Origin of the sequence: Okeania sp. SIO3I5, assembly GCF_010672085.1 — a bacterium.
Classification (GTDB): Bacteria; Cyanobacteriota; Cyanobacteriia; order Cyanobacteriales; family Microcoleaceae; genus Trichodesmium.
Genome location: NZ_JAAHHT010000042.1, coordinates 37745 through 57502 on the forward strand (window position 1 = coordinate 37745; position 19758 = coordinate 57502).

27 protein-coding genes are annotated in these 19758 nt (G+C 39.5%); 9 read left to right on the forward strand and 18 right to left on the reverse strand.

The window, feature by feature from the left end; translation table 11 throughout:
• Positions 1-14: 14 nt before the first annotated feature.
• The 15 genes from F6K40_RS12630 to F6K40_RS41590 form a co-directional block, all read right to left on the reverse strand.
• Complete coding sequence (locus tag F6K40_RS12630; RefSeq protein ID WP_293136264.1) at positions 15-815, reverse strand: hypothetical protein; 801 nt, start codon at positions 813-815, stop codon at positions 15-17.
• Positions 816-874: 59 nt separating this feature from the next.
• On the reverse strand, positions 875-1471 hold the full coding sequence (locus F6K40_RS12635) for a hypothetical protein (protein ID WP_293136266.1): 597 nt from the start codon (positions 1469-1471) through the stop codon (positions 875-877).
• Positions 1472-1883: 412 nt separating this feature from the next.
• Complete coding sequence (locus tag F6K40_RS12640; RefSeq protein WP_293136267.1) at positions 1884-2210, reverse strand: hypothetical protein; 327 nt, start codon at positions 2208-2210, stop codon at positions 1884-1886.
• A 13-nt stretch (positions 2211-2223) separates the two neighbouring features.
• On the reverse strand, positions 2224-2604 hold the full coding sequence (locus tag F6K40_RS12645) for a DUF932 domain-containing protein (protein WP_365671248.1): 381 nt from the start codon (positions 2602-2604) through the stop codon (positions 2224-2226).
• Positions 2549-2821 carry a DUF932 domain-containing protein gene (locus F6K40_RS12650; RefSeq protein WP_293136268.1) on the reverse strand — a complete coding sequence of 91 codons (273 nt, stop codon included), beginning with the start codon at positions 2819-2821 and terminating at the stop codon, positions 2549-2551. Before F6K40_RS12650 ends, F6K40_RS12645 begins: the two co-directional genes overlap by 56 nt.
• Before the next feature lie 351 nt (positions 2822-3172).
• The gene (locus tag F6K40_RS12655) at positions 3173-3439 is read right to left on the reverse strand and encodes a hypothetical protein (RefSeq protein ID WP_293136270.1); all 267 of its coding nucleotides are present in this window, start codon (positions 3437-3439) and stop codon (positions 3173-3175) included.
• A gap of 46 nt (positions 3440-3485) precedes the next feature.
• Positions 3486-3827 (reverse strand): hypothetical protein, encoded by a 342-nt coding sequence (locus F6K40_RS12660; protein WP_293136272.1) that lies wholly within the window; start codon positions 3825-3827, stop codon positions 3486-3488.
• 84 nt (positions 3828-3911) lie between these two features.
• Positions 3912-4244, reverse strand: a complete 333-nt coding sequence (locus F6K40_RS12665) for a hypothetical protein (protein ID WP_293136274.1) — start codon at positions 4242-4244, stop codon at positions 3912-3914.
• Between the two features lie 2 nt (positions 4245-4246).
• Positions 4247-4471 carry a DUF7167 family protein gene (locus F6K40_RS12670; RefSeq protein ID WP_293136276.1) on the reverse strand — a complete coding sequence of 75 codons (225 nt, stop codon included), beginning with the start codon at positions 4469-4471 and terminating at the stop codon, positions 4247-4249.
• Between the two features lie 184 nt (positions 4472-4655).
• Positions 4656-4988, reverse strand: coding sequence for a hypothetical protein (locus F6K40_RS12675; protein ID WP_293136278.1), 333 nt, complete (start codon positions 4986-4988; stop codon positions 4656-4658).
• Positions 4989-5105: 117 nt separating this feature from the next.
• Positions 5106-5312, reverse strand: coding sequence for a hypothetical protein (locus tag F6K40_RS12680; protein WP_293136280.1), 207 nt, complete (start codon positions 5310-5312; stop codon positions 5106-5108).
• A gap of 84 nt (positions 5313-5396) precedes the next feature.
• The gene (locus F6K40_RS12685; protein ID WP_293136282.1) at positions 5397-5969 is read right to left on the reverse strand and encodes a hypothetical protein; all 573 of its coding nucleotides are present in this window, start codon (positions 5967-5969) and stop codon (positions 5397-5399) included.
• A 71-nt stretch (positions 5970-6040) separates the two neighbouring features.
• Complete coding sequence (locus F6K40_RS12690) at positions 6041-6484, reverse strand: hypothetical protein (RefSeq protein ID WP_293136284.1); 444 nt, start codon at positions 6482-6484, stop codon at positions 6041-6043.
• 70 nt (positions 6485-6554) lie between these two features.
• Complete coding sequence (locus F6K40_RS12695) at positions 6555-6950, reverse strand: hypothetical protein (RefSeq protein WP_293136286.1); 396 nt, start codon at positions 6948-6950, stop codon at positions 6555-6557.
• Between the two features lie 155 nt (positions 6951-7105).
• Entirely contained in the window at positions 7106-7540 is a 435-nt protein-coding gene (locus F6K40_RS41590; RefSeq protein WP_293136288.1) for a hypothetical protein, read from the reverse strand.
• Between the two features lie 697 nt (positions 7541-8237).
• On the opposite strand from F6K40_RS41590, the gene F6K40_RS12705 reads away from it, so the two are divergent.
• From F6K40_RS12705 to F6K40_RS12740, 8 genes are all read left to right on the forward strand, one after another.
• On the forward strand, positions 8238-8543 hold the full coding sequence (locus F6K40_RS12705; RefSeq protein ID WP_293136291.1) for a hypothetical protein: 306 nt from the start codon (positions 8238-8240) through the stop codon (positions 8541-8543).
• An 81-nt stretch (positions 8544-8624) separates the two neighbouring features.
• Positions 8625-8927: a hypothetical protein gene (locus F6K40_RS12710; protein ID WP_293136294.1), complete on the forward strand. Its 303-nt coding sequence runs from the start codon at positions 8625-8627 to the stop codon at positions 8925-8927.
• Positions 8928-9052: 125 nt separating this feature from the next.
• Positions 9053-9469 (forward strand): hypothetical protein, encoded by a 417-nt coding sequence (locus tag F6K40_RS12715; RefSeq protein WP_293136296.1) that lies wholly within the window; start codon positions 9053-9055, stop codon positions 9467-9469.
• Positions 9447-10712 (forward strand): hypothetical protein, encoded by a 1266-nt coding sequence (locus F6K40_RS12720; protein WP_293136297.1) that lies wholly within the window; start codon positions 9447-9449, stop codon positions 10710-10712. The genes F6K40_RS12715 and F6K40_RS12720 overlap by 23 nt, the downstream gene beginning before the upstream one ends.
• Before the next feature lie 89 nt (positions 10713-10801).
• Positions 10802-12442: a DNA N-6-adenine-methyltransferase gene (locus tag F6K40_RS12725; protein ID WP_293136298.1), complete on the forward strand. Its 1641-nt coding sequence runs from the start codon at positions 10802-10804 to the stop codon at positions 12440-12442.
• Positions 12443-12599: 157 nt separating this feature from the next.
• Positions 12600-13370, forward strand: a complete 771-nt coding sequence (locus F6K40_RS12730; RefSeq protein WP_293136299.1) for a DUF5131 family protein — start codon at positions 12600-12602, stop codon at positions 13368-13370.
• 225 nt (positions 13371-13595) lie between these two features.
• Positions 13596-16484, forward strand: coding sequence for a DUF3854 domain-containing protein (locus F6K40_RS12735; protein WP_293136300.1), 2889 nt, complete (start codon positions 13596-13598; stop codon positions 16482-16484).
• A 106-nt stretch (positions 16485-16590) separates the two neighbouring features.
• Positions 16591-16998, forward strand: a complete 408-nt coding sequence (locus F6K40_RS12740; protein WP_293136301.1) for a hypothetical protein — start codon at positions 16591-16593, stop codon at positions 16996-16998.
• A 77-nt stretch (positions 16999-17075) separates the two neighbouring features.
• Here F6K40_RS12740 and F6K40_RS12745 read toward each other — a convergent pair whose 3' ends face one another.
• Entirely contained in the window at positions 17076-17252 is a 177-nt protein-coding gene (locus F6K40_RS12745) for a hypothetical protein (protein ID WP_293136302.1), read from the reverse strand.
• Between the two features lie 34 nt (positions 17253-17286).
• Positions 17287-17988, reverse strand: coding sequence for an Arm DNA-binding domain-containing protein (locus F6K40_RS12750; RefSeq protein ID WP_293136303.1), 702 nt, complete (start codon positions 17986-17988; stop codon positions 17287-17289).
• Between the two features lie 314 nt (positions 17989-18302).
• Here F6K40_RS12750 and F6K40_RS12755 point away from each other — a divergent pair, with 314 nt between their 5' ends.
• Entirely contained in the window at positions 18303-18482 is a 180-nt protein-coding gene (locus tag F6K40_RS12755) for a hypothetical protein (protein ID WP_293136305.1), read from the forward strand.
• Here F6K40_RS12755 and F6K40_RS12760 read toward each other — a convergent pair.
• Positions 18428-18766: a hypothetical protein gene (locus tag F6K40_RS12760; protein ID WP_293136307.1), complete on the reverse strand. Its 339-nt coding sequence runs from the start codon at positions 18764-18766 to the stop codon at positions 18428-18430. The two genes, F6K40_RS12755 and F6K40_RS12760, sit on opposite strands and share 55 nt — an antisense overlap.
• Positions 18767-19758 lie beyond the last annotated feature (992 nt).

Here is a 19758-nt window from a genome sequence, read left to right on the forward strand (position 1 = left end):
TTGACAATTTAAAATCAATTCTCACTCTGCTGTAAAAGGTATTTATCAATTCCCACTTCTAAAATGTACAGAATCATACCGTCGGCCGACGAAGGTAGATGATCATCATCTATTGCTCTATTTAAATCCGCTATAGCTTGAGCAAAAACCTCCTGGATATGATCCTCCAGAATCTCCTGACTAGCATCTCTCCATTTTTTCGATGGTATCTGGGATTGATCTGATGGCAGCCAAACAACTTTGTGTGATAGTTCTACTCCGGACTTGTACTTAATCAAGCTAATCACGGTTAGGGATGTGTTTTTGTAATGGACAAAGTTTATGGTGTATAGGTTTGGTGAGAAGTCATCGTCTTCTAAGGTGATGTATGTGATGAAATCCTCAAATAGAGAATCCCAAAGATTCAAGCACCCAAATGATATAAATTGTGGCTGTGGTAAGAGACGAAGAAAGTCAACTATTTTGCTAATCATAAGTATTTTTTTTTTATAAGTAAACTTTTTAAAATTCACGTTTAACATTGAATAGGGTAAGATATTCCCACCTGGATAGGGTGCCACAAAAACGGCAACAACAAGAATATTGTCTCCTGTCTTTGGCGGTTCTTCGGAAGTAATTCTTTTTAAGTATTTAAAATCTTCAGAAAGGACTTCCTTGATTCTTCGTGTCTCGTTAAGCAACGTATCAACAAATATAATTTCATTCCCTCGAAAATTATGGATAAATTCTTCAGGTGAAAAAGTTTGAATTTCTAAACTTCCATCGGACTCCAATAACGAGACTGGCAATTGTTCGCTAGCCATGAAAATAATCATTTTGACTCCTTTTTTTTTCGATCAGTTTGCTATTACAGACAGTCCCCAAATTCTAATCCTTAATTAACGCTTTCTGATTTAGCAATTAGGGCTGCTATTGTTGAAAACGGACTTACTGCTTGCGCCACCTTCTTTTCCAATGTCTTTTTACTTTCGGAATTATTAGCCATTAAAAGATAGTATTTGCCTATAAATCTATCTTTTATAACTATGGGATGAGCGTATTTGATGATGCAATTTCTTTTGAGCCAGTTCTCAGTATCATTTATCAATTTTACCGACACTGCCATCTCATAATAAACAGTCTTCTCGAATGGTACTTTTTTAATGTAAGCAATCATTTCTTCTTTCCAAACAACTCCTATATCTCTAGCTTTAATACCTGAATCCTGGCACCTCTCCCAAGAACCAGAGGGGTAAAATGTTCCTATCTCATTTCTTATTTCCAAGGTATAGTCTGGTAGCCAATCATCCATCACCTTAACCGGGATAGAATATTTGTTGCATAGATAGCCTGAATCTTTGGGAGTAAATTTACCAGTTTCATTGATTATTGAGATGTAGTCAGCAGTTATTTCCTGCTTCAATTCTTGATATAATCGCTTATACTCCTTGACGTAATCTTTCCCTCTTAAACCATACAATCTATGCAGCATTTTCCTTAAAAATCATCATCATCCCTAAAACTATAATCACCTGTTGATCTCCGGTAGAAGTCATCTCCGATGTAGATCGAAAAATAATAATAGTCACCAGTTACTTTACTACTGACAGAATAGTTTAGATGTCTCCAGAAGATTTCGCGATAGTTCTCTCCGTATTTTGAAAACAAGGATTTCCAGTAGCGAAAGTTCCATTCAAAGATGAAGAAAGCGACTATTGAGTAAGCTCTTAAATAGATAAATCTTCGCCAAATTTTTGCTTGAATATTATTCATATTCTTCATATAAAATCCCTGTTTTTTTGAGTTAGTAGTTAGTTTCTTTTTTTCTGTGTGAAGCATTTTCGTCCGCGTTTTGATGCAATAAAATCTGTTATTACACTAGATAGTTGATTTTATTCTAATTATTATCTCATCATGCTAACCGCCTGCTTAACGCTATTTCTCATAGCCAAAGAACCATTTCCAAATAACTGAGAGTGTACGTTCGACGTATGGCTATAATAATTACTGACTGCTTGTACAGCCGAATATAATGTACCCTCAATTTTAGGCATTTGTTCACAGGTAATATAATACTTCTTAATTACCTCTTTGACTACTCGCAAGTCCCAGATTTCAGGTTCTGGCAAACCATTCTTTAAACAATAAAATTGCTTCGCTTTAAATTGAGTCAAAAATACTTTTTGTAAAAATTCCTCAAGTTTGTATCGAGGCAAGTTGTAGTCTATCATCTTCCAGTAAGCGTCAATTCCTGTAGAGAAAGTTTTTTTTCTCTATGTCTAAGAATCCCTGGAGTTCACTCATTTTCGACTCTAGCGTTTTACTATGCCTAAAACTAATACTTCCTAATTCTTCTGGGACAGTCATGCCGTTATCACAGACTAATCTCATTCCTAAAAATTGCAACTTCAGTCCTCCTTTTGCCGAATGTTCGTTTTTGACAACTAGAAAGCATTCAACTAAGTCACCTTTTATTACTTCTACTGGCTCTTTGTTTATCTTACAGGCCATCATAATATGTTTTCCGTTACTATAAGGCACGATTGAATCGATCAATAGTTCGTTTTTTTCAATAAATGGATCGAGAAAATTGAAAGTTTTTTCGTTTTGAAGTATGTGATATATTTTTGCTGGCTACTCCAAAAAACTCATCAATATCTTCCCTGACTAAGGCTACTGAATCTTTAATCAGGACTGGTTCTCCCTGTTCGTTAATCCTGTTTAGTGGCTGCTTGACTACGCTCCAATCTAGCCCGGCTTTTTTAATTGCTTCCGATGTTGAAATTTTCTCCCTGATTACTGTTCCTTGCTTCTTCCAACTAGGGTTGCTTAATATTTCCATGAGTTTTTCCTGTTATCTTTATTGATTTTCAAGTATTCATGCTTGTTATCTTGCATAGCCATTGCTCCTGACGTAGGCTTCATTGCATGAGAGAGGGCGACTCCGAGTCACCTGTAGTTGTCAGCTTTTTCATAACGCCACCGATAGTGAAACTGGTCAATATCAGGTCCACCCCTGGGAGGTAGTTTTGGAGGCTCATTACCTAAGTGATGCCAAAAATTACAATAACTAGCATGGTTATAAGGCTTAAAAACTAAGTTTTTCCATGCACAGTAGTGGGTTGAAAATGTGTAATAAAATATCAGATATTTTATCTTGAGTCTTAAGAGCATTAGTTCTCCCGAAACATGATTAGCGATCGCTTGAATTTGAATGAATTTCTGTTAGGTCGAACTCTCCTTCTAAACCATCCCAACGTGAACTTTGAGGAAAGACTTTTTCTCTAAAAATTTTCCTTGCATAGTCACGAGCAATTAGAGAATTGCTAGAAGTATATTCTATATCTTCATTTTCAAAAGATAAGACCCATCTTTGCCTTGATGAATAACAAGTATTCTTTTCACAAGTCAAGATAGCAGTAATATTTGTTAGTCCTGAAGAAAGTTGAAATTTTTGCATCAGTAGTATCAATTAAGGCTTTTCTGAATGTATCTTATAACCTTATTCAAGTTTCGTCAAATAAAAGTTTCTTGATTGAATCATCTAATTTTCCTTCAATATTACGGAAACAATACCCATTTTTACCTGTGTAGAATAATTCATATTGGTCAGCAGCGTTCATTTCATAGAGTCTTAAATCTATTATGCCTTTGCTAAATTGGACTTTGACAGAATTGTTGCCAAGACTTGAATGATTAGAAATACTTAATACATTGCTGAAGTTGACATAAACAAATCTTCTGTCTCCGCCTAATTCAAGTATGATTTTTAGAAAAGGTTGACCTTCTATTCTAACAATTGCCAATCCTAAAAAATAAACTTTTACTGATGATTTTCTCTCTTCCATGGAAATCATATCTCCCTTGGTTTTACAGATTTTATTCATTTATGGTTGGATTTTCTTGTTTCATATACGAATTCGCCCAATAACTCAAGAAATATCTACACCCAATATAAGCCTGCACAAAGTTCTTGCTGTATCATTTTTCTCCTCTATTACTGCATGATTTACAAAGCTTATATTGGAGTAAATATTAGAGTCAAAAAACACTTGGAACGAATTAGATGGGACTCTGGAAATATCAAACCAATCTAATCGAAATCTTTCTTCACTTGAATCAATATTTACAGAGACAATACTGTCAATATTTATAGATTCATAATGAAGACAATTATCGTATCTCCAGGAGAAGACTAAAAAAGTCCTGTTGCCCAGTGCTTGAAGATAAATCCTTTTATCGGTAGCTTTATTTTTGTCAATCATAATTAATCCTCATCTAATTCCTCGAAGCTATAGTAGATAAAATTGAAAAATGCTTCTCTACTTGATTCCATCAAAATATCATACTGTTCACCACCACTTAGAGCATCCCACTCAGCTTGAAAAATCTCATTCATTTCTAAAATATCCGCTAATGACATTCTGATAATGGGTGTAAAATTATCATCAAATTTCATGCGAAATATTATTATCGGATTTTCTTGTTCCATTTTTCACCAACCTAAGTTATTTACCAACAGCTCTATCCTAGGTGCAGGTATGTTAGGAAATATAGAGTTTCGCTCTATATAAAAGCGCTTATAGAATCTCCCTAATACAGGGATTTTGAGTGAGATAAAACCGCTCATCATAGCAAACATTAAATCAATACTCCCGATCGTTTTTCTGAGTGGTTTAAAGATTTCTCGCAATGCTTGGCGCAACATTATCCATGCTTAAAGTGACTATCTCGAAATTTTCTCCAGAGATAGAGATGCCGGGATACTCTAGCTCTAACCTCCCTATGGTTCCCACAAAAGCCAAAGCAGTCTTATCATTTAATATGATTTCCATAGAGTTCAGGGAGGGGAATAAGCTCATACATAGAACAGAGTCTAAACTCAAGATAATAAAAACTCGTTCTGCTGCTGGTTTGTCACCTGTCAGGAAAACAAATTCCAAGAAAACTTTGTTCCCCATATTTATTAAGTCCAAATAGAAATAGCCAGTCTTGTTTTCGGTGGTCATAATTTGATATTTTGTTGGTTTTCCTATTATGCTGATGGCGAACAGGTAGGGATTGTAAAGTCAACCTATCACTTTAACTGTACCATATTTATCTCTTCAAAAGATTACTTTTCTAATTTAATAGTCTTGTTCATATCGGGCGGATATGCCATAAATTGCGGGCTTTTCTGGATAGCTTAAGTTGCCAACTATTTTGAGATGTTCTAAGATGGTCAAAGCTTTGCTTATTTGAACTTCGGAAAGCTGAGTTTCTTTCATAATGTCAGCCACTAGAAGTGGTACATCATTTTCTACTATTGCATCATAAACTCTTATTGTTTCCATAGTTCTCTTTGTAACTTCGTCGCTAATGTTTGATGATTCAATCATGGTTTTTTTTAAAATAAAAGTTTGATTGCTTCCCGATAATCAAAAGGGAATAGGATCAACCTCTGGCAAATATTCAGCCTCAGCCCATCCATAAGTCGCCCAATCCTTATGGCGAACACTCAACATAACAGCCTTAAACTTGAAACCACTTTCGCCTTCAAATTCTTGCAATGGCAAGTATATAGCCTCACTGAAGCCGAGGCTGCAATAAAGATCATCGCGTTCCGACTCTCTACAAGGAATGACACCTGTAGAGAATTCCGCGTCTAAAGCATCTGAATAAAGCTGGACTTCTATTCCCCCGTTCATTCCGTTTATTGGGATAGGTATCGCTACAGCCCAACCTGCTTCTTCCATGTTCTTTTCATACGACTTTCGCTTAAAATCATGATGGCGTAGGTAGGGATTGACAACGACTGTGTGAGGGCAGTTTTCGACAATAGCACCACTGTCATCTATCCAGAGGTTGCTTCTAATAAAGGGCATCTCCCAAGCAGAAGTTTGTGATTCACAGAAATGGAAGTTTAGGCAATGGTCTTCTACGATGTCGCAGGTCAAGGAACATTCTAATCCCATCGGGCAAGGTTTTATACTTGTCTGTTTAGTGTCCAAATTCTTTACCTCATAATAATTTTGTTGATTTGATTTACGATCGCGACTAATTCCTTACTTGTCACTACAGACTATTCAAGGGGCGGGACTGGTTCTTCGCTTAGAGACTCCAAGGAAGCTTTGATATTGACGAACTCTTGATGCAAAGAGGTTACTTTATTTGCTGTATCAACGTTTAGTTTGATACTCTCCGTTAGATTCTCAAACAGCATTTCTCGGTTATATTTAACAAGTTTAGATAGCCTTGATTCTAAGACGTCTAGACGTTTATCTATAGTATTTAGACTACTGATCAGGGCGTTAGGGATTTTTGGTTCTCTAGATTCTAAGGCATCTAGACGTACTCTAGATTCTGAGGTATCTAGACGTACTCTAGATTCTAAGGCATCTAGACGTACCTCTAAAGTTTGTAGATAAATATTCAGACGTTGAGTGTCAATTCTTCTAGATTCTAGGGCTTCCAAGCGTTCTTCGATAGTTTCTTTTTCATTGTTCGGTCTTTTTGAGTTTTTCATAATAACCCTGTTTTTTTTTTACGATCATACTTATCTTGAGGCGATCGCTTTCCTGAGTGTCTCGAATTTATTAGCTTGGCACTGTGCTTATTAGCCTAATAGAATACTCGTCGTAGACGGAAAAGCCCTCCTGATCTGAGAATGCAAGAATCATCAATGTTTGCCATGTTTGCTGACCTTCTATGCGCGTTCCATGCTGCAGCATTGTTACGAGAGCTGGTATCAAAATGTCTTTATAAGATCCTAAACAGTAGAATTGCCTCTTATCAATTGGTTCAATTGGTTCAAGCACCTCTATCACCTCTAGCACCAGTGATTCCTCATAAAGCTCTGTCCATTCATGGGATTTAGGATCGTCAGATTGTATCGGCCCCTCCCATTCGTCAAATTCACGATATCGCATGAGGTACTGTTTAGCTTCATCCTTTATTTTTTCCCAGGGTTGTCTTGTTAGCGCCTCGCCCATAATAATTTAATTCAATACAACAAAGATTTAACCAATAATAAACTGTCGATCGCTCCAACGGCAAACAACAATACATCTGTTATGATCTTTACAGATGCTCCTTGGCCTCAGCAAAGAAAAATCCGGCGATCCTCATGGCGATCGCCGGATTTATACTATTCAATTGTTGATGCACCTAAGACCCTTGTTATTCCATCAATATCTTTTCTCAATTGCTCCATTTCTGGTTGAACATCAAGGGCGAACTGTTCATGTTCATTTAGCCTTGAAATCAATCTGCTTCGGTGATCTGCCACATATTTAGCGTATTTTTTCTCTAGTAGTTCCAGACGGCAGGCTAATTTTTTAAAAAGTTCAAGCAGGCTTCCTTGGTCAAGGAAATTTCTTTGCTCGAAGCTGAAAGGGGTATGTGTTCCCTCAATATTTGCTCCACCACCTCGGAGCGACTGACTCCTGTCTTTTTCTTCTGTTCCTCTAAATATTGGATGCTCACCGGGGTTAAAGCAATAGATATTTTTTGTTTGGCCTCCCCATGATGGTGATTCCCCACTCTTGCTCTTGTCATTATCAATTTCCTCGTTTTGCTCCATGATACAATACCTTTTTCATCTCACGCATTCTTACTATAAGAATAACACAATTTTGCAGTAGGAATAAAAAAATCACAAAAATCCTTATACAACAAAGGCTAAGAGTGTATTTTCTCACTCCAAAAGAATATATAGGATAAATTTGTACTCCTACCCTGTTGACAATATTATGTTACATTACTACTATAGATAATTAATTGCTACTGCAAAGTCAAGTAGGAGGTGGCCTGCCAAATGGGCGAAGCACAGTTCCTTGCCAGAGGTTGAGGCTTAAAAGGCAAGGACTGTGGACTAAATGATTCGTACCTAATACATACGTCGTAAATTTTCTTTCCACAGGAATTCTACATACATTCCTACCGCAAAACGAGGTGGCCAAATATTAGCGCAACATCCGCGCTATGGACATTCCATTTATTAGCAGTCTCACCTAGCTGCTTTTCCCCTTCCAGGAGAAGAGTCGTTTAGTGAGGCTGCCAACAGATGGCCTCAATTCTCAGTATCAAAGGAGGTGAACTAACAAAATTCTGAACTTACCCAGCTCACATTTTTGTCTCCTAACGTGAACCTGGCTAAGTTACTTTAAAACTTCTGATTTTTCAGTCTATTTTTCGTGAAGCCTATCTCTTGTAGGGGTATCCATAGTGTTGCTCCTACCTTCTTATCAACCTAAAAAAAAACAATTTGGAGGTATCAAATGGAAAATGAGTTATCGAAGCAAGAAGACTTTAGCGTCCCTATCGCTATCTTAAAAGATGCTATCAAACATAGCCATGCAGAGTGTGATAAGGCTTTTGAGCTATTCAAGGCGATTGCCCCTTCATTGTGGGAGAAATACAATAATTTCCCCGCTCCAGAATTTGAAGAGGCAGTAAGAAATGCTGCTCAGTTTTGTGTGCTTGCATCGGTAGGTTTTAATCATCATGCACAGCACCGAGACATTGTTATGGGTGTTTTAGAAGGACAAGTCTTTGAAAAGCTCAAGAAGAGTGTGAAAATTTAAAACACCCAACCTTCTCGTCAACCTTAAATAAGGGAAAACCAAATGAAAATATTTCTAGCACTAGCCGAATTCCCGATGGAATTGATGACAGACGATTGTAACTTGCGCGTGGCAACGGGCGTAAGTAGCCAAATGATAGAAAATTCTCGGGAAGTAATTCCGCTGTTAGATGACAGTAATTCACACTTACTGAAAATATTAACAGCAAAAATCGGGAACTTTTCCATAGATGATGATCGAGAGGAAGCACTAGAGACTGGTGATAATATTATTGTCGCTTCCTTCTCTGGGGCAATCCCCGGAGTCAAAGACTCCTATACCAAGGAAGAAGTGAGCAACTGTGACGTAGATTTTACACGCTTCATCTTTGAAGAAGCAGCTTAAAACTAACTTTTAGCTATCTTTTGCTACTTAGCCAAATTTACTGGCTAAGTAGCTACTACTCAACTCGCTCAAAACGCCAGTATATACCACTGAAAATACCGTACAACTATCCCACATACAGAAAAATGACCAAATTAGAACTATTTGCAGAAAAACGCGCCAATTTACTCACAGAGCAAGAAACACTGAAGAATCAGGCCGAACAAATCAACCTCCAACTGCAGAAAAACGACCAATATTTGGTTGAAATGTGTGAGCGGGAGGAAAAAGCAGCCTACTACGTCCAGATGTTGCTAGGTGTCGTCTCCGAAGACTCTGAGATAGATATTATCTGTCAGAAGTTGAAGGAAAAAACTGCTGAAACTTCTGGTGGTTTGACTCAAACTCCTGTTGATCAACTACTAAATCTTGGAATAGGCATTGAACTCAATAAGTCACAGGCAGAATCCCCATTGGTTTATAAAACTTACAAAACCCCTGAGACTGTGCCCCTAGAAAATAATATTGAAACAGTAGAAGTTGCGGGGGGGGGACACTGGTGAATTAGATGCGACCCCTGAGACGCCTTCAGGAAAAGTTAACGAGAGGGATACAGGTGAATTAGATGCGACCCCTGAGACGCCTTCAGGAAAAGTTAACGAGAGGGATACAGGTGAATTAGATGCGACCCCTGAGACGCCTTCAGGAAAAGTTAACGAGAGGGATACAGGTGAATTAGATGCGACCCCTGAGACGTCTTCACTCCCCCTCCTGGAGATTACATGGAGTAAGGAGATAAGCCCTGATGCTTGGGAGATTGTCAAAAACAATAGGTCAGAGTTCAAATCTGAATATAAAGGTTTTGAAATCCATCTGGTTCAGCATTCAGGGTACGAGTATCAGGTGGTCCTGTACCAGCCTGAAACTTTGACAAGATTCCAGAGTGAGGTATTGCCCGACAACGAAAAAGACTGCTTTCACGCAGCAAAAGACTACATTAATTCTCTGATGACATCCCCAGGGGCACGCGTGGAGCCTTTACCCAAACCTGAAGTGAATAATGTCGAGCCAGTGGATTTAACTTCTATGACAGAAGTTACGGGAGGAGGAACTGATGATTCCGGTGGAGCCTATAAATGGGAAAAAATCACAGATGAACAAAATATCGAGGCGATAGAGAACAATAATGAGATGGATTTTAAATACAGAGATTTTGATATCTACCTTCTGAAAACCCAAGAGGAGCAAAAGCTTTGTCTAATCAATACTTACTCATCCCCCGTAGAGGCATATCAGCGCCAAGTAAGTGATTCAGAGCTGCTAAGTAGTTCCGATGAGGGGACATATGAACCCTGGACAGAAATAGCTGTCAGTTATATTGATTTTCTTACAACCTCCCCAGGGGGAGGAGGGCAGCCTCCTGGTTCGACACCTCAGCCCGAAGAGATTCATCTCAATACAGCAGAAGTTACGGAGAAGGGCAACGAGGGGAACAATGGTGATTCTGAATGGAAAGAAATCACAGGTGAACACGTCGAGAGGATAGAAGATGACAATGTTCCATCTTTTCAGTATAAAAACTTCAACGTCTATCTGTTGACGCGCGACGAAGGTTCCTATGAAGTGATTTATATAATTGACATTGAATCAGACGAGCCAGAAGGATATCAGCGTATGTTCACCACGGAAGACAGAGAAATGGCTTCTGATGCCGAGGAATTCTTTGATTACTTGAGACAAACAGCAATTGATTATATCAATTCAGGGTTCTTGAAACAAACTGCTCCTACATCCCCAAAGAACTAGAGCCATCCACAGAAAACACGGAATCTACCACCCCAGTAGATTCTGGTTTAGATGGCTTGAAATATCTGCATGATGGGGAGGATTTGACTGTGGCATTTTGGAAAAATGCAGATTCAAAAGTCCCCAAAGAGAGTAGGGGGTATATTCTAGAAGCTCACTTGAGTATGCTTTACGCGCCTCGCAGGGACAAAGTTCACGCACACACAACTATAATTCTGTGGTGGGATTCTTGTCACGGCGAAATTTGGAATACAAATGATAAGCGATCGTACAGGCTATTCTATTATAGTCAGTCCTATATAGGGATTAAATGTAAGCCAGAATCCAAGAGATGGCAAAAATCTACCAATAAAACCTCTGAATCAGCTCAGGAGATTTTTGAGAAAATCAGAGGGGCGATTGATGCAGGCTATCGGCCAGGGGATACACAAGGCGAGGAACACGGGCATCACCAACTTTCTCTGGAACTATCTCGAACCGATAAGCAGGTTAACTCGGACTGTTGGTACACACCACCACAAATAGTCGAATTAGTACGAGAAGTCCTGACGACTATCGACCTAGATCCCTGTGCCGACGAGAGAAAACATATACCAGCAAAATATCACAAAACCATAAGAGAGGATGGACTTGCTTGCGCGTGGCACGGCAAAGTATTCATCAATCCACCCTATAGTTGCCCTGGTAAATGGATCAAAAAACTGGTTGAAGAGATTGATAGTGGCAATGTTACAGAGGCAATAGCTTTATTACCGGTGGCAACCGATACGAAGTGGTTTGAACCACTGTGGAATCAATCCATCTGTTTTTGGAAGGGGCGGATTAAGTTTCTAGATGTTAACTACCAACCTAAAGCACCCGCGCGACAGTCGCATTGTCTGGTTTATTGGGGAGAAAATGTTGAGGGGTTTTACCAAGTATTCGGTAAATACGGAGAAATAACTTGTCCGCCACTGGAGCGATCGCCCCTGTCTGATATCGAAGAAATTTATGTCGATTCTGAATTAATTATCGGCCTCTGGGAAGATGCAAATCTTAAGGAGCAGGACAAGAATAAGCGTAAAGACTTATTACTTAATGCAACTGACACGGTGGGGCACTACCCAGAGAGGTTGCAAATTTTGTGGTGGGATTCTTGCCATGGAGAAGCTTGGATACCTATAGAATCGAAATCAACACATAGATTTTTTTGTGTTACGGAGAATTATATAGGAATCAAAACAGTTCTCTCTGGAAAAACCTGGCAGCGTTCTAATCAGAAATCGTCAAAATTAGCTCAAAAGATTTTTGATGCACTATCAAGTCCCCTCAAGAAGTACCGACCTGGGAAGACTAAGGCCGAGATAGACAAGCGGAATCAGAAAATTTCTGATATGTGCAAGTCAGAAAGGGAAGCTGAGGCAAAAAGGAGAAGAGATAAGCAGGTTAGAGATGAAATCCACTCATCTCTAATGGATTTCTGCTCATTGCGGACAACTGAAATACGCTATTCTTTCCCAACATTTGAGATTTTCCCACAAGAAATTTCTGATGACGAGTTCAGGCTAATAACTTGTGGATTCCCTAGTATGCCAAATTTCTACATAACTCACTTGAGAGATGACTCGGATTCAAAATACACACAATTTAAAGTTGAATTTGATGAGAAAAAATACTGGGAAAAATCATTGCTGCCAATCCTGAAGTGTATAACTGGGGAGTTGGAAATCAGGTTGAGAAAGGTCGCTTGAAATAGTTACAGGAGTGTTTATCAAGACACTCCTGTGAATCCTAGAAAATCACAAATAAATCAATGACAACATATCTTGTCATTGATGCATTCCTTATGTACATAGCAATTCACGCTTACATTCACATCATCGTGAATGCAGAGGTTGAAGAGAAATAATGGGAGATACAAAAATTCAATGGACATCCTATACCTGGAATCCAGTTACGGGGTGTACGAAGGTCAGTCCTGGCTGCGCAAATTGCTACGCGGAACGTCTTGCCAACACAAGGCTTAAACGCTATTACCCTCAAGGATTCCACAAGATAACCTTACACCCAGGTCGGCTGGATCAACCATTTGAGTTTAAAAAGTCCAGAGAAATATTTGTCAACTCAATGAGCGATTTGTTTCACCAACAGGTCCCTGATCGCTTCATTCTACAAGTTTTTGAAACCATCAAAAACTGCTCTCAGCACAACTTTCAAGTCCTGACAAAGAGAGCTGAAAGGATGCAAAGGTTTATGTCTCGAATGTGGGTAGATGGTGGTGTACCAATGTTAAATGGTAACAGCTTCTCACTAGATGGTGAAGAGTCAACCCATAAAGGTTGGGATAACCTCTGGCTAGGTGTCTCGGTGGAAAGTCAGGACTTTATACACCGCGTTGATCATCTAAGAGAAACTCCTGCTAGTATCCGGTTCTTATCTTGTGAACCGTTATTGGGTCCTTTGAATCTCAATTTAGAAGGTATTGATTGGGTGATCGTTGGCGGCGAATCAGGCCCAAAATACCGATCTATCAATCTAGACTGGGCACGAAGCATCCGCGACCAATGTAAGGCAGCAGGAGTGCGATTTTTCTTTAAGCAGGTAGGAGGCAAAACTTCCAAGGCCGGTGGGCGATTGTTAGACGGAGTTGAATGGAATGAAAAACCAAATTTATTTTGAAATCCCTGTGATCGAGGGAGTAGGGCTGAATTACCTGGGTTCTTTTCTTTCCCGCTTTGATGTCAAAGGGGAGGATGACCAGGCTGTGAGCGATCGAGACAATATATAACGATAGCCACTGTGGGAGTTTGAGAGACGCTCCTGCGGTGGCCAGATAAACAGAACGAGGAGCTACCCTAATAGCTCCTACGGTCTGTTTGAGGATAAAGTAACTTTTGATTTGAGATGATTACAAATAACTTTTTAGAGAGAAAACACCTAGATGAATTTGCAGAATCGGCGATCCCAGAGTCTTGGGCTCTTGCTAACTTTTTTAGTATATCAGATTCAAGGCAAATTGCGCAATGGCTTGGCTGGAAAGATTATCGACATACACCAGGCTGGATCGCTCAAGGTATTGATATTAAATCTGGGAAGTTATCAAAGTTTGGTCAATTTAAACCAGACTCGATCATGGAGTTCCCTGACGGTTCCAGCGCCAAATACTTGACCCAAAAGGAAGGGTACGATGCTTTTTTGCCGATACATCCTACTGAGGCTGATTTTTGGCAGAAGGTGAAGGAGAATGCCAATCATCCGATCCGAATTACGGAGGGAGCCAAGAAGGCGATCGCTTCCACTGTGGCGGGGCGACCTACTATTGGACTGTGCGGTGTTGAGATGGGCTGTGTTAATAACCGACTTGAGTTGGTAAACAACCTTAAGCCATTCATCAATGTAGGCAGACCGATTGAAATAGCTTTTGATGCGGATATTATCAGAAAACCTGAAGTAGCTGATGCTTTGAGGGCATTTGGTAGAGCGTTATTTCACGAAGGTGGCAGAGAGATTTCTGTCCGCGTATGGGATGAAAAGTTCGGCAAAGGGATTGATGATTTAATCGCTGCGGGGCATGAATTAGAAGCAGTTTCTCAGGTCATGTTATTTGATAGATGGAGACAAACACATTTTGCGTCGAAAAAAGAGATAGAGAGAGATTTCCGAGATGCTCGCGTACCCAAGCCTCAAAGCGACTTTGCTGCTGACTGCCGACTACTTTTTAAGGACTATAAATTTGATAACCAATATGAGGAGTGGCTCCACTACGAGAATGGGAAATGGAGTGCGTTGGATGCTGAGAAGGGAATAAAAAAGTGTGTATTGTTGGAGGCTGAAGCTAGGGGTTGGGCTTTTGGTCACACTTATGTCAAGGGCGTGGTTGAGCTGATGGCTATGCACGTTGGACGCCGTTTTGGCTTGCCAGATCCAAATTTATTACCTCTTAAAAATGGGGTTTTGGATTTGACGACTAAGAAGTTACTTCCCCACAAGCCAGAATACCATTTCAAATGGCAGTTGCCCTATGACTATAATCCTAACCTGACTTGTAATCCTGTTGTGGAATGGTTGACAACAATGTTAAGGGGGAACCTAGACCAGGTTGAGTTGGTTCGTTGTTACCTGGCAGCCATTATTCGAGGTAAATGTAATCTTCAAAAGTTCTTGGAAGTTAATGGCCCTCCTGGTAGTGGGAAGTCTGTTTTGATGAATTTGGCAATAGGATTGACGGGGATTGAGAATATTCATAGGACTACCTTACCTCTTTGGGAGCATAATCAATTCGAGATTGCTAACAGTCGCAACAAAAGATTGATCTGTTTCCCGGACGAAGATAGGTATACGGGGAGCGTGGGTAATTTTAAGAATCTTACCGGAAGTGATCCGCTTAGGTTTGAGCGGAAATTTGCTGATGCAGAGGATATATTCTACTCGTCGGCGATGGCCATCCTTACGGCCAACGAACAAATGCAATTCGCGGACAAGACTGGAGCCATTCTTCGGAGAAGGATAGGGATTAGATTTAATGAGATTATTTCTTCGAAGGAACAGAAGACTCTACTTGAGTGGAGTCCCGTTCAACAAAAATTTTTGGGGATTTTTGCTAACTATTTACCGGGTTTACTGAACTGGGTGTTAGCTGTGTCAGACGAGGATATTTTTAATTATCTGAAAAGGACTGATGAGTTTGTTATTAGTCTGAGGACGGAAAGAGTTGAGACATTGACCAAGACTAACAATATTGCGGATTGGGTTAATGAGAGGCTTGTCTATAGGCCAAAGTTGGCTACCCAGGTAGGGATAGCCAGGCTTAATCCTGCCAGGGGGCCTGGAGAGCCACTTTTTGAGAGGGCTAAGGAATGGTTGTATGCTAGTTATTGTGAGTTTTGTAGTAGTGTCAAGGTTGAGATCCTCAGCCTAAAAAGGTGGAAGGATTTGCTTTTGAATCTTTTTAATTATCAGTTGAAGATTCCGGATATATTTTCTACCAGAGATGCTCAGGGGAGTAAGATTACTGGAGTGCGATTGAGAGAAAAAGTTGATGACGATCGTCCTTTCCTAGAGGAGTTTTTACTGCCACCACCGGATAGTCCACCACCACCAGATAGTCCTCCACCACCAGATAGTCCTCCACCACCAGATAGTCCTCCACCACCGGACAGTCCATCAGCTTCAGCTTCAGATATACAAGACGCTGCTAAATATGGGTGTGATATTTCACAAGCATCGGCAGATATCGCCGATGATGTGGGGATAATGATTGGCTGTTTCCTTGACCCGGAAGGAGGGAGGGAGGTTTACGATAGCAATCCCGACTTCTGGGATGCTCGTTTTAGAAAGGCTTGTGAGTGGCTTAGGGATTCTGGGTGTCCTGGGGGGATGGAGTTAATTCATAAGATATCTCAGGCTAAGAGTGGTAAGGTTGAGAGCGATCGCGAGGTAACAGTACAGCGGAAAGTTGAGTTAAGGGAGGAAATTTTTCCAGTCTATACTGATGGTTCTGCGATCGAGTCATACAGGATATTTCCTTTCAAATATCACGATAAACGCCATAGAAAAATGGCTATAAACTCTATGTTGTGGGTCACTGGAAAGGGTTGGGCTAGTGTTAGCAAGGTTGAGGATAAGTCTATTCATGTGTTCTTTATTGATGATAGGTTTGATTTTTCAGGTAGAACTATTTACAGCGACGAGTTAGACGGTTACTTCTTGATAGATAAAACGAATCTTTCCAAACAAATTGATTATTCTAAAGCAGGGAAAAGACCTGTGGCTGATGAGGTGTTCAGTGGATAGTGTACATAGCCAAGGCTATCCTTTAATCCACGAAAACGGGTAAAGATACATGATATATGTTGATGATGCCAAAATTTCTTTTAGTTGAAATGGAGATTTTTAAAATATGAAAACAAGAATTGATTGTCCCCCATTGCTACGGTTCTGGGCGGGACGATTTATGGGTCGCTCTTGCAAGAAAAAATATAATGTTTTACTGGAGTTAGTTTCAAGAAAAATACAACCTTTTATTGAGGGGTTCAAGATTATTTCTTATACTTTTAAACATCATAAGAAGGTAATAAATGAGCAATATGATAGTTATGAAGTCAATCTTTTCTGGAGGTTACTTCGCAATGACTTATATCCTTATTATAAGTCAGTTTGGTACGTCGAAGATGGAGACTTAGAGGGCTATCGTATATTTAATGGCTATTTTTCTAGTGAAGAGATAGAGGAGTTTGAGTTTATAGCATCTTTGGAAGATGAAGAATTTGAAAATTATTATAATAGAGATGCCTACAATGAGGGCTGAACTAATAGACTTATGAAAGAATTGTGGGGTGTTCAGCCAGCATTATAGACCATCTTAACTATATAAAAAACGGCATCTTACAATGGCAAAACGTTAATTACACTTAGGTCAAAATAATGAGTTTCAATCATTTTTACCGAAGTGTCGCACCATTTAGCGATGATAGTAGGACTAATACCATTACTTAGTTGCTCTGTAATAAACGTATCGCGACATGAGTAAGGAGTTGATTCTTTTACAGGCTCTGAAACCATCCGTTCCCAAGCGTTTTGGCTGAAGTTATTGTAGTTAATAACCTTTCCCCGTCAGACCTCGGCCATTCCAATTTCCTTTGTGGTTGGCGAAATTGTCCAATATTGTAAGTTTTTCTACTGGAGTAAAGGCCAAAGGCATAGCCGATTTTTGATAATTATGCTTAAGCTCGTTAGCCATCCCGTCATAAGGGTTTTCTTTATCCAATAATTTCTGCTTTAAACCCAATTTGTAAGCGGCATTAACATAAGTCAACACCCTCTTCGCCATAGATTCGGAAGTGCTTGTCAGTAAAAATTTTCTTAATTCCAAGGCTTTTTCGATACAACGAATCTGGCTAGCTTCTGCCTTTTCCAACCATCGCCTGACAGAAGTTTGAAGATACATCTTTGTACTTTCCTTCCAACGAAGCAATCCATACTCATAATAATTATCCCACAACTCTAGCAACGAGAGGTCGGGAGGGACATCTTTTGTTTCCAATCCTGCCTGTTGCCTGCTTTGAGGTCTATAGCGCCCCAATGTAAAGTCAAATCTATCTAGAGCAATATCTGAATTAATCGCCTCAACCTTAGCTTCAGCGATCGCACGGTACTTAGGCAAATCCGGCAAATTTAAAGCAACAGTCCTAGCCTGGCCATCAAATAGATTTTTGGGAAAACGAATACGCAATCGGCCACGGAAAGACTCTAGACGGGCAATACCTCTAGGCGCAAAAATGGCCTTATCTTTGTCCATGAAATTTTCCAAAAAGTGTATCAAGTACATAAGTCTGGAAAAAATTCAACCATCAGGACAATTAAATAACAACAACACGAGTGAATTAGTGTATAGCCTTCCAAGCTAATGATGGGGGTTCGATTCCCCCTACCCGCTTCTGCTTATGGGTGGTGGTGCATAGTAATGGTAGAGTAAAGTGTGGGAGGCGTGGGAGGTGTGGGAAGTGTGGGAATAAATTACAAAACATATATATAGTCTTCGCCATTACTATCCAGGACTACCCGCTTATATATAGTAAGTTTTGGATATTTTAACCCAATCTAATACAGAAAATGGATAAAAAAACTGAACTGTACAAAGATGGGTATAAAAAAGTGTATCAGCCAAATCAAAATTTGAGCCGTCCAGTAATGGATATTTTTAGTTGGATAGGAGTAGCGATCGCTCTTGTTGTGAGTCAGGCGATCGCTTGTTTTATTGATGCCAATATTAACAGTATTTTTGGTGTATAAATTTCTCGTCCTAATTCCTGAGTAGTTTCAATCCGTTTAATATTAATAATAGTTTTAAGTATTTGTAATCCAAAGGTAACTACAAAAATTAATATGGTAGGAAGCAATAAGGAAGATTGCCAGAACGATAGTTTTCTAGATTTTCCTTTTAAGTCAGAACGCATATCGTTATACATATCCTTTAATTCTTCTAATTTTTGAGAACTATTTTCACCTTCATTATCAATTTTTTTTTGTTCTGATGTCTTCTGTTTGAAGAGAAGTATTTTTGATTTATAATTCAATATTAGCTATCTTTTTTAACCTGTAATTCTTAAAAATAAGAGTTACAAGTAAAGATAATAGAAGAGAGCCAAAAAAAAGTCTAAAACCACGACCACTAAAACTGTATGACCATGCATCAGTCCCGATAAGAAGAAGTAAAAAGATTCCTCCTAGCAAATTAACTAATTCTAAACACCCCCCAAAAACACGAGTGGTGTAATTAGGATCTGGCGATTGCTTTCTCATAGCACCTAATTGGTAAAAGTTTGTTTTGACTGAATATTATATCTAGTTTTTCTCTCTTCGGTACTTTTGTAAATGGGGGTGCTGGGACTTGAGTCAACACGACTGTTAAGGTCAAGTGCTATAGATCCATTTTTGTACAATAATTATACCAGTCTGATCAATGTTTACGATGAATTTCTGCTACCTATTCCCTTTTCCCTGTTCTCTGTTCTCTATTCCTAAAACTAGAGTAATGAATGCTTTATTGAGGAAAAAATGAACTGAAATCTTAATAATTTAGAAGATTTGGAAATAAGCGATCACTCCAGCTTTAACTTTCCTGGCGGGAAGTCCTGCGCTCTCCATCCCCCCTAACCCCCCGTGCATAGGGGGGAGGGGGAGCGTCGGGATGAAAGCCTGGGCCCGGATTCGGATACCTTCATAAGCTAAACGTTCATAGGCCCAAGACACAAGCTAGGAGCATTTTGTTATTATCAATGTCAACACAGGGGGAGGACATCACCTCTGTCATGCTCCGCGGTCAGGGTTTCCCAGACGCTCAGAATCCCGCGTTGTCCCGTAAGGGCAACGTCGGGAGTATGTCAAATATACTCTGATATAGAATCCGGGTAATTAGTTATCGTATTACTGAGGAGTAATGAGTAATGAGTAATGAGTAAGGAGTAAGGAGTAAGGAGTAAGGAGTAAGGAGTAAGGAGTAATATCAAATCCGGTTGAATACAAGAGTGTATTGTTGGGGGAGATGGTCCGATTGTCCGATTTAATA

Excerpts from the sequence above, each read along its gene's own strand:
- F6K40_RS12630 (WP_293136264.1), bottom strand. The coding sequence starts at position 815 with ATGATTATTTTCATGGCTAGCGAACAATTGCCAGTCTCGTTATTGGAG.
- F6K40_RS12635 (WP_293136266.1), bottom strand. The coding sequence starts at position 1,471 with ATGCTGCATAGATTGTATGGTTTAAGAGGGAAAGATTACGTCAAGGAG.
- F6K40_RS12640 (WP_293136267.1), bottom strand. The coding sequence starts at position 2,210 with ATGATAGACTACAACTTGCCTCGATACAAACTTGAGGAATTTTTACAA.
- F6K40_RS12650 (WP_293136268.1), bottom strand. The coding sequence starts at position 2,821 with ATGGAAATATTAAGCAACCCTAGTTGGAAGAAGCAAGGAACAGTAATC.
- F6K40_RS12655 (WP_293136270.1), bottom strand. The coding sequence starts at position 3,439 with ATGCAAAAATTTCAACTTTCTTCAGGACTAACAAATATTACTGCTATC.
- F6K40_RS12660 (WP_293136272.1), bottom strand. The coding sequence starts at position 3,827 with ATGGAAGAGAGAAAATCATCAGTAAAAGTTTATTTTTTAGGATTGGCA.
- F6K40_RS12665 (WP_293136274.1), bottom strand. The coding sequence starts at position 4,244 with ATGATTGACAAAAATAAAGCTACCGATAAAAGGATTTATCTTCAAGCA.
- F6K40_RS12670 (WP_293136276.1), bottom strand. The coding sequence starts at position 4,471 with ATGGAACAAGAAAATCCGATAATAATATTTCGCATGAAATTTGATGAT.
- F6K40_RS12675 (WP_293136278.1), bottom strand. The coding sequence starts at position 4,988 with ATGACCACCGAAAACAAGACTGGCTATTTCTATTTGGACTTAATAAAT.
- F6K40_RS12680 (WP_293136280.1), bottom strand. The coding sequence starts at position 5,312 with ATGGAAACAATAAGAGTTTATGATGCAATAGTAGAAAATGATGTACCA.
- F6K40_RS12690 (WP_293136284.1), bottom strand. The coding sequence starts at position 6,484 with ATGAAAAACTCAAAAAGACCGAACAATGAAAAAGAAACTATCGAAGAA.
- F6K40_RS12695 (WP_293136286.1), bottom strand. The coding sequence starts at position 6,950 with ATGGGCGAGGCGCTAACAAGACAACCCTGGGAAAAAATAAAGGATGAA.
- F6K40_RS41590 (WP_293136288.1), bottom strand. The coding sequence starts at position 7,540 with ATGGAGCAAAACGAGGAAATTGATAATGACAAGAGCAAGAGTGGGGAA.
- F6K40_RS12705 (WP_293136291.1), top strand. The coding sequence starts at position 8,238 with ATGGAAAATGAGTTATCGAAGCAAGAAGACTTTAGCGTCCCTATCGCT.
- F6K40_RS12715 (WP_293136296.1), top strand. The coding sequence starts at position 9,053 with ATGACCAAATTAGAACTATTTGCAGAAAAACGCGCCAATTTACTCACA.
- F6K40_RS12730 (WP_293136299.1), top strand. The coding sequence starts at position 12,600 with ATGGGAGATACAAAAATTCAATGGACATCCTATACCTGGAATCCAGTT.
- F6K40_RS12735 (WP_293136300.1), top strand. The coding sequence starts at position 13,596 with ATGATTACAAATAACTTTTTAGAGAGAAAACACCTAGATGAATTTGCA.
- F6K40_RS12740 (WP_293136301.1), top strand. The coding sequence starts at position 16,591 with ATGAAAACAAGAATTGATTGTCCCCCATTGCTACGGTTCTGGGCGGGA.
- F6K40_RS12745 (WP_293136302.1), bottom strand. The coding sequence starts at position 17,252 with ATGGTTTCAGAGCCTGTAAAAGAATCAACTCCTTACTCATGTCGCGAT.
- F6K40_RS12750 (WP_293136303.1), bottom strand. The coding sequence starts at position 17,988 with ATGGACAAAGATAAGGCCATTTTTGCGCCTAGAGGTATTGCCCGTCTA.
- F6K40_RS12755 (WP_293136305.1), top strand. The coding sequence starts at position 18,303 with ATGGATAAAAAAACTGAACTGTACAAAGATGGGTATAAAAAAGTGTAT.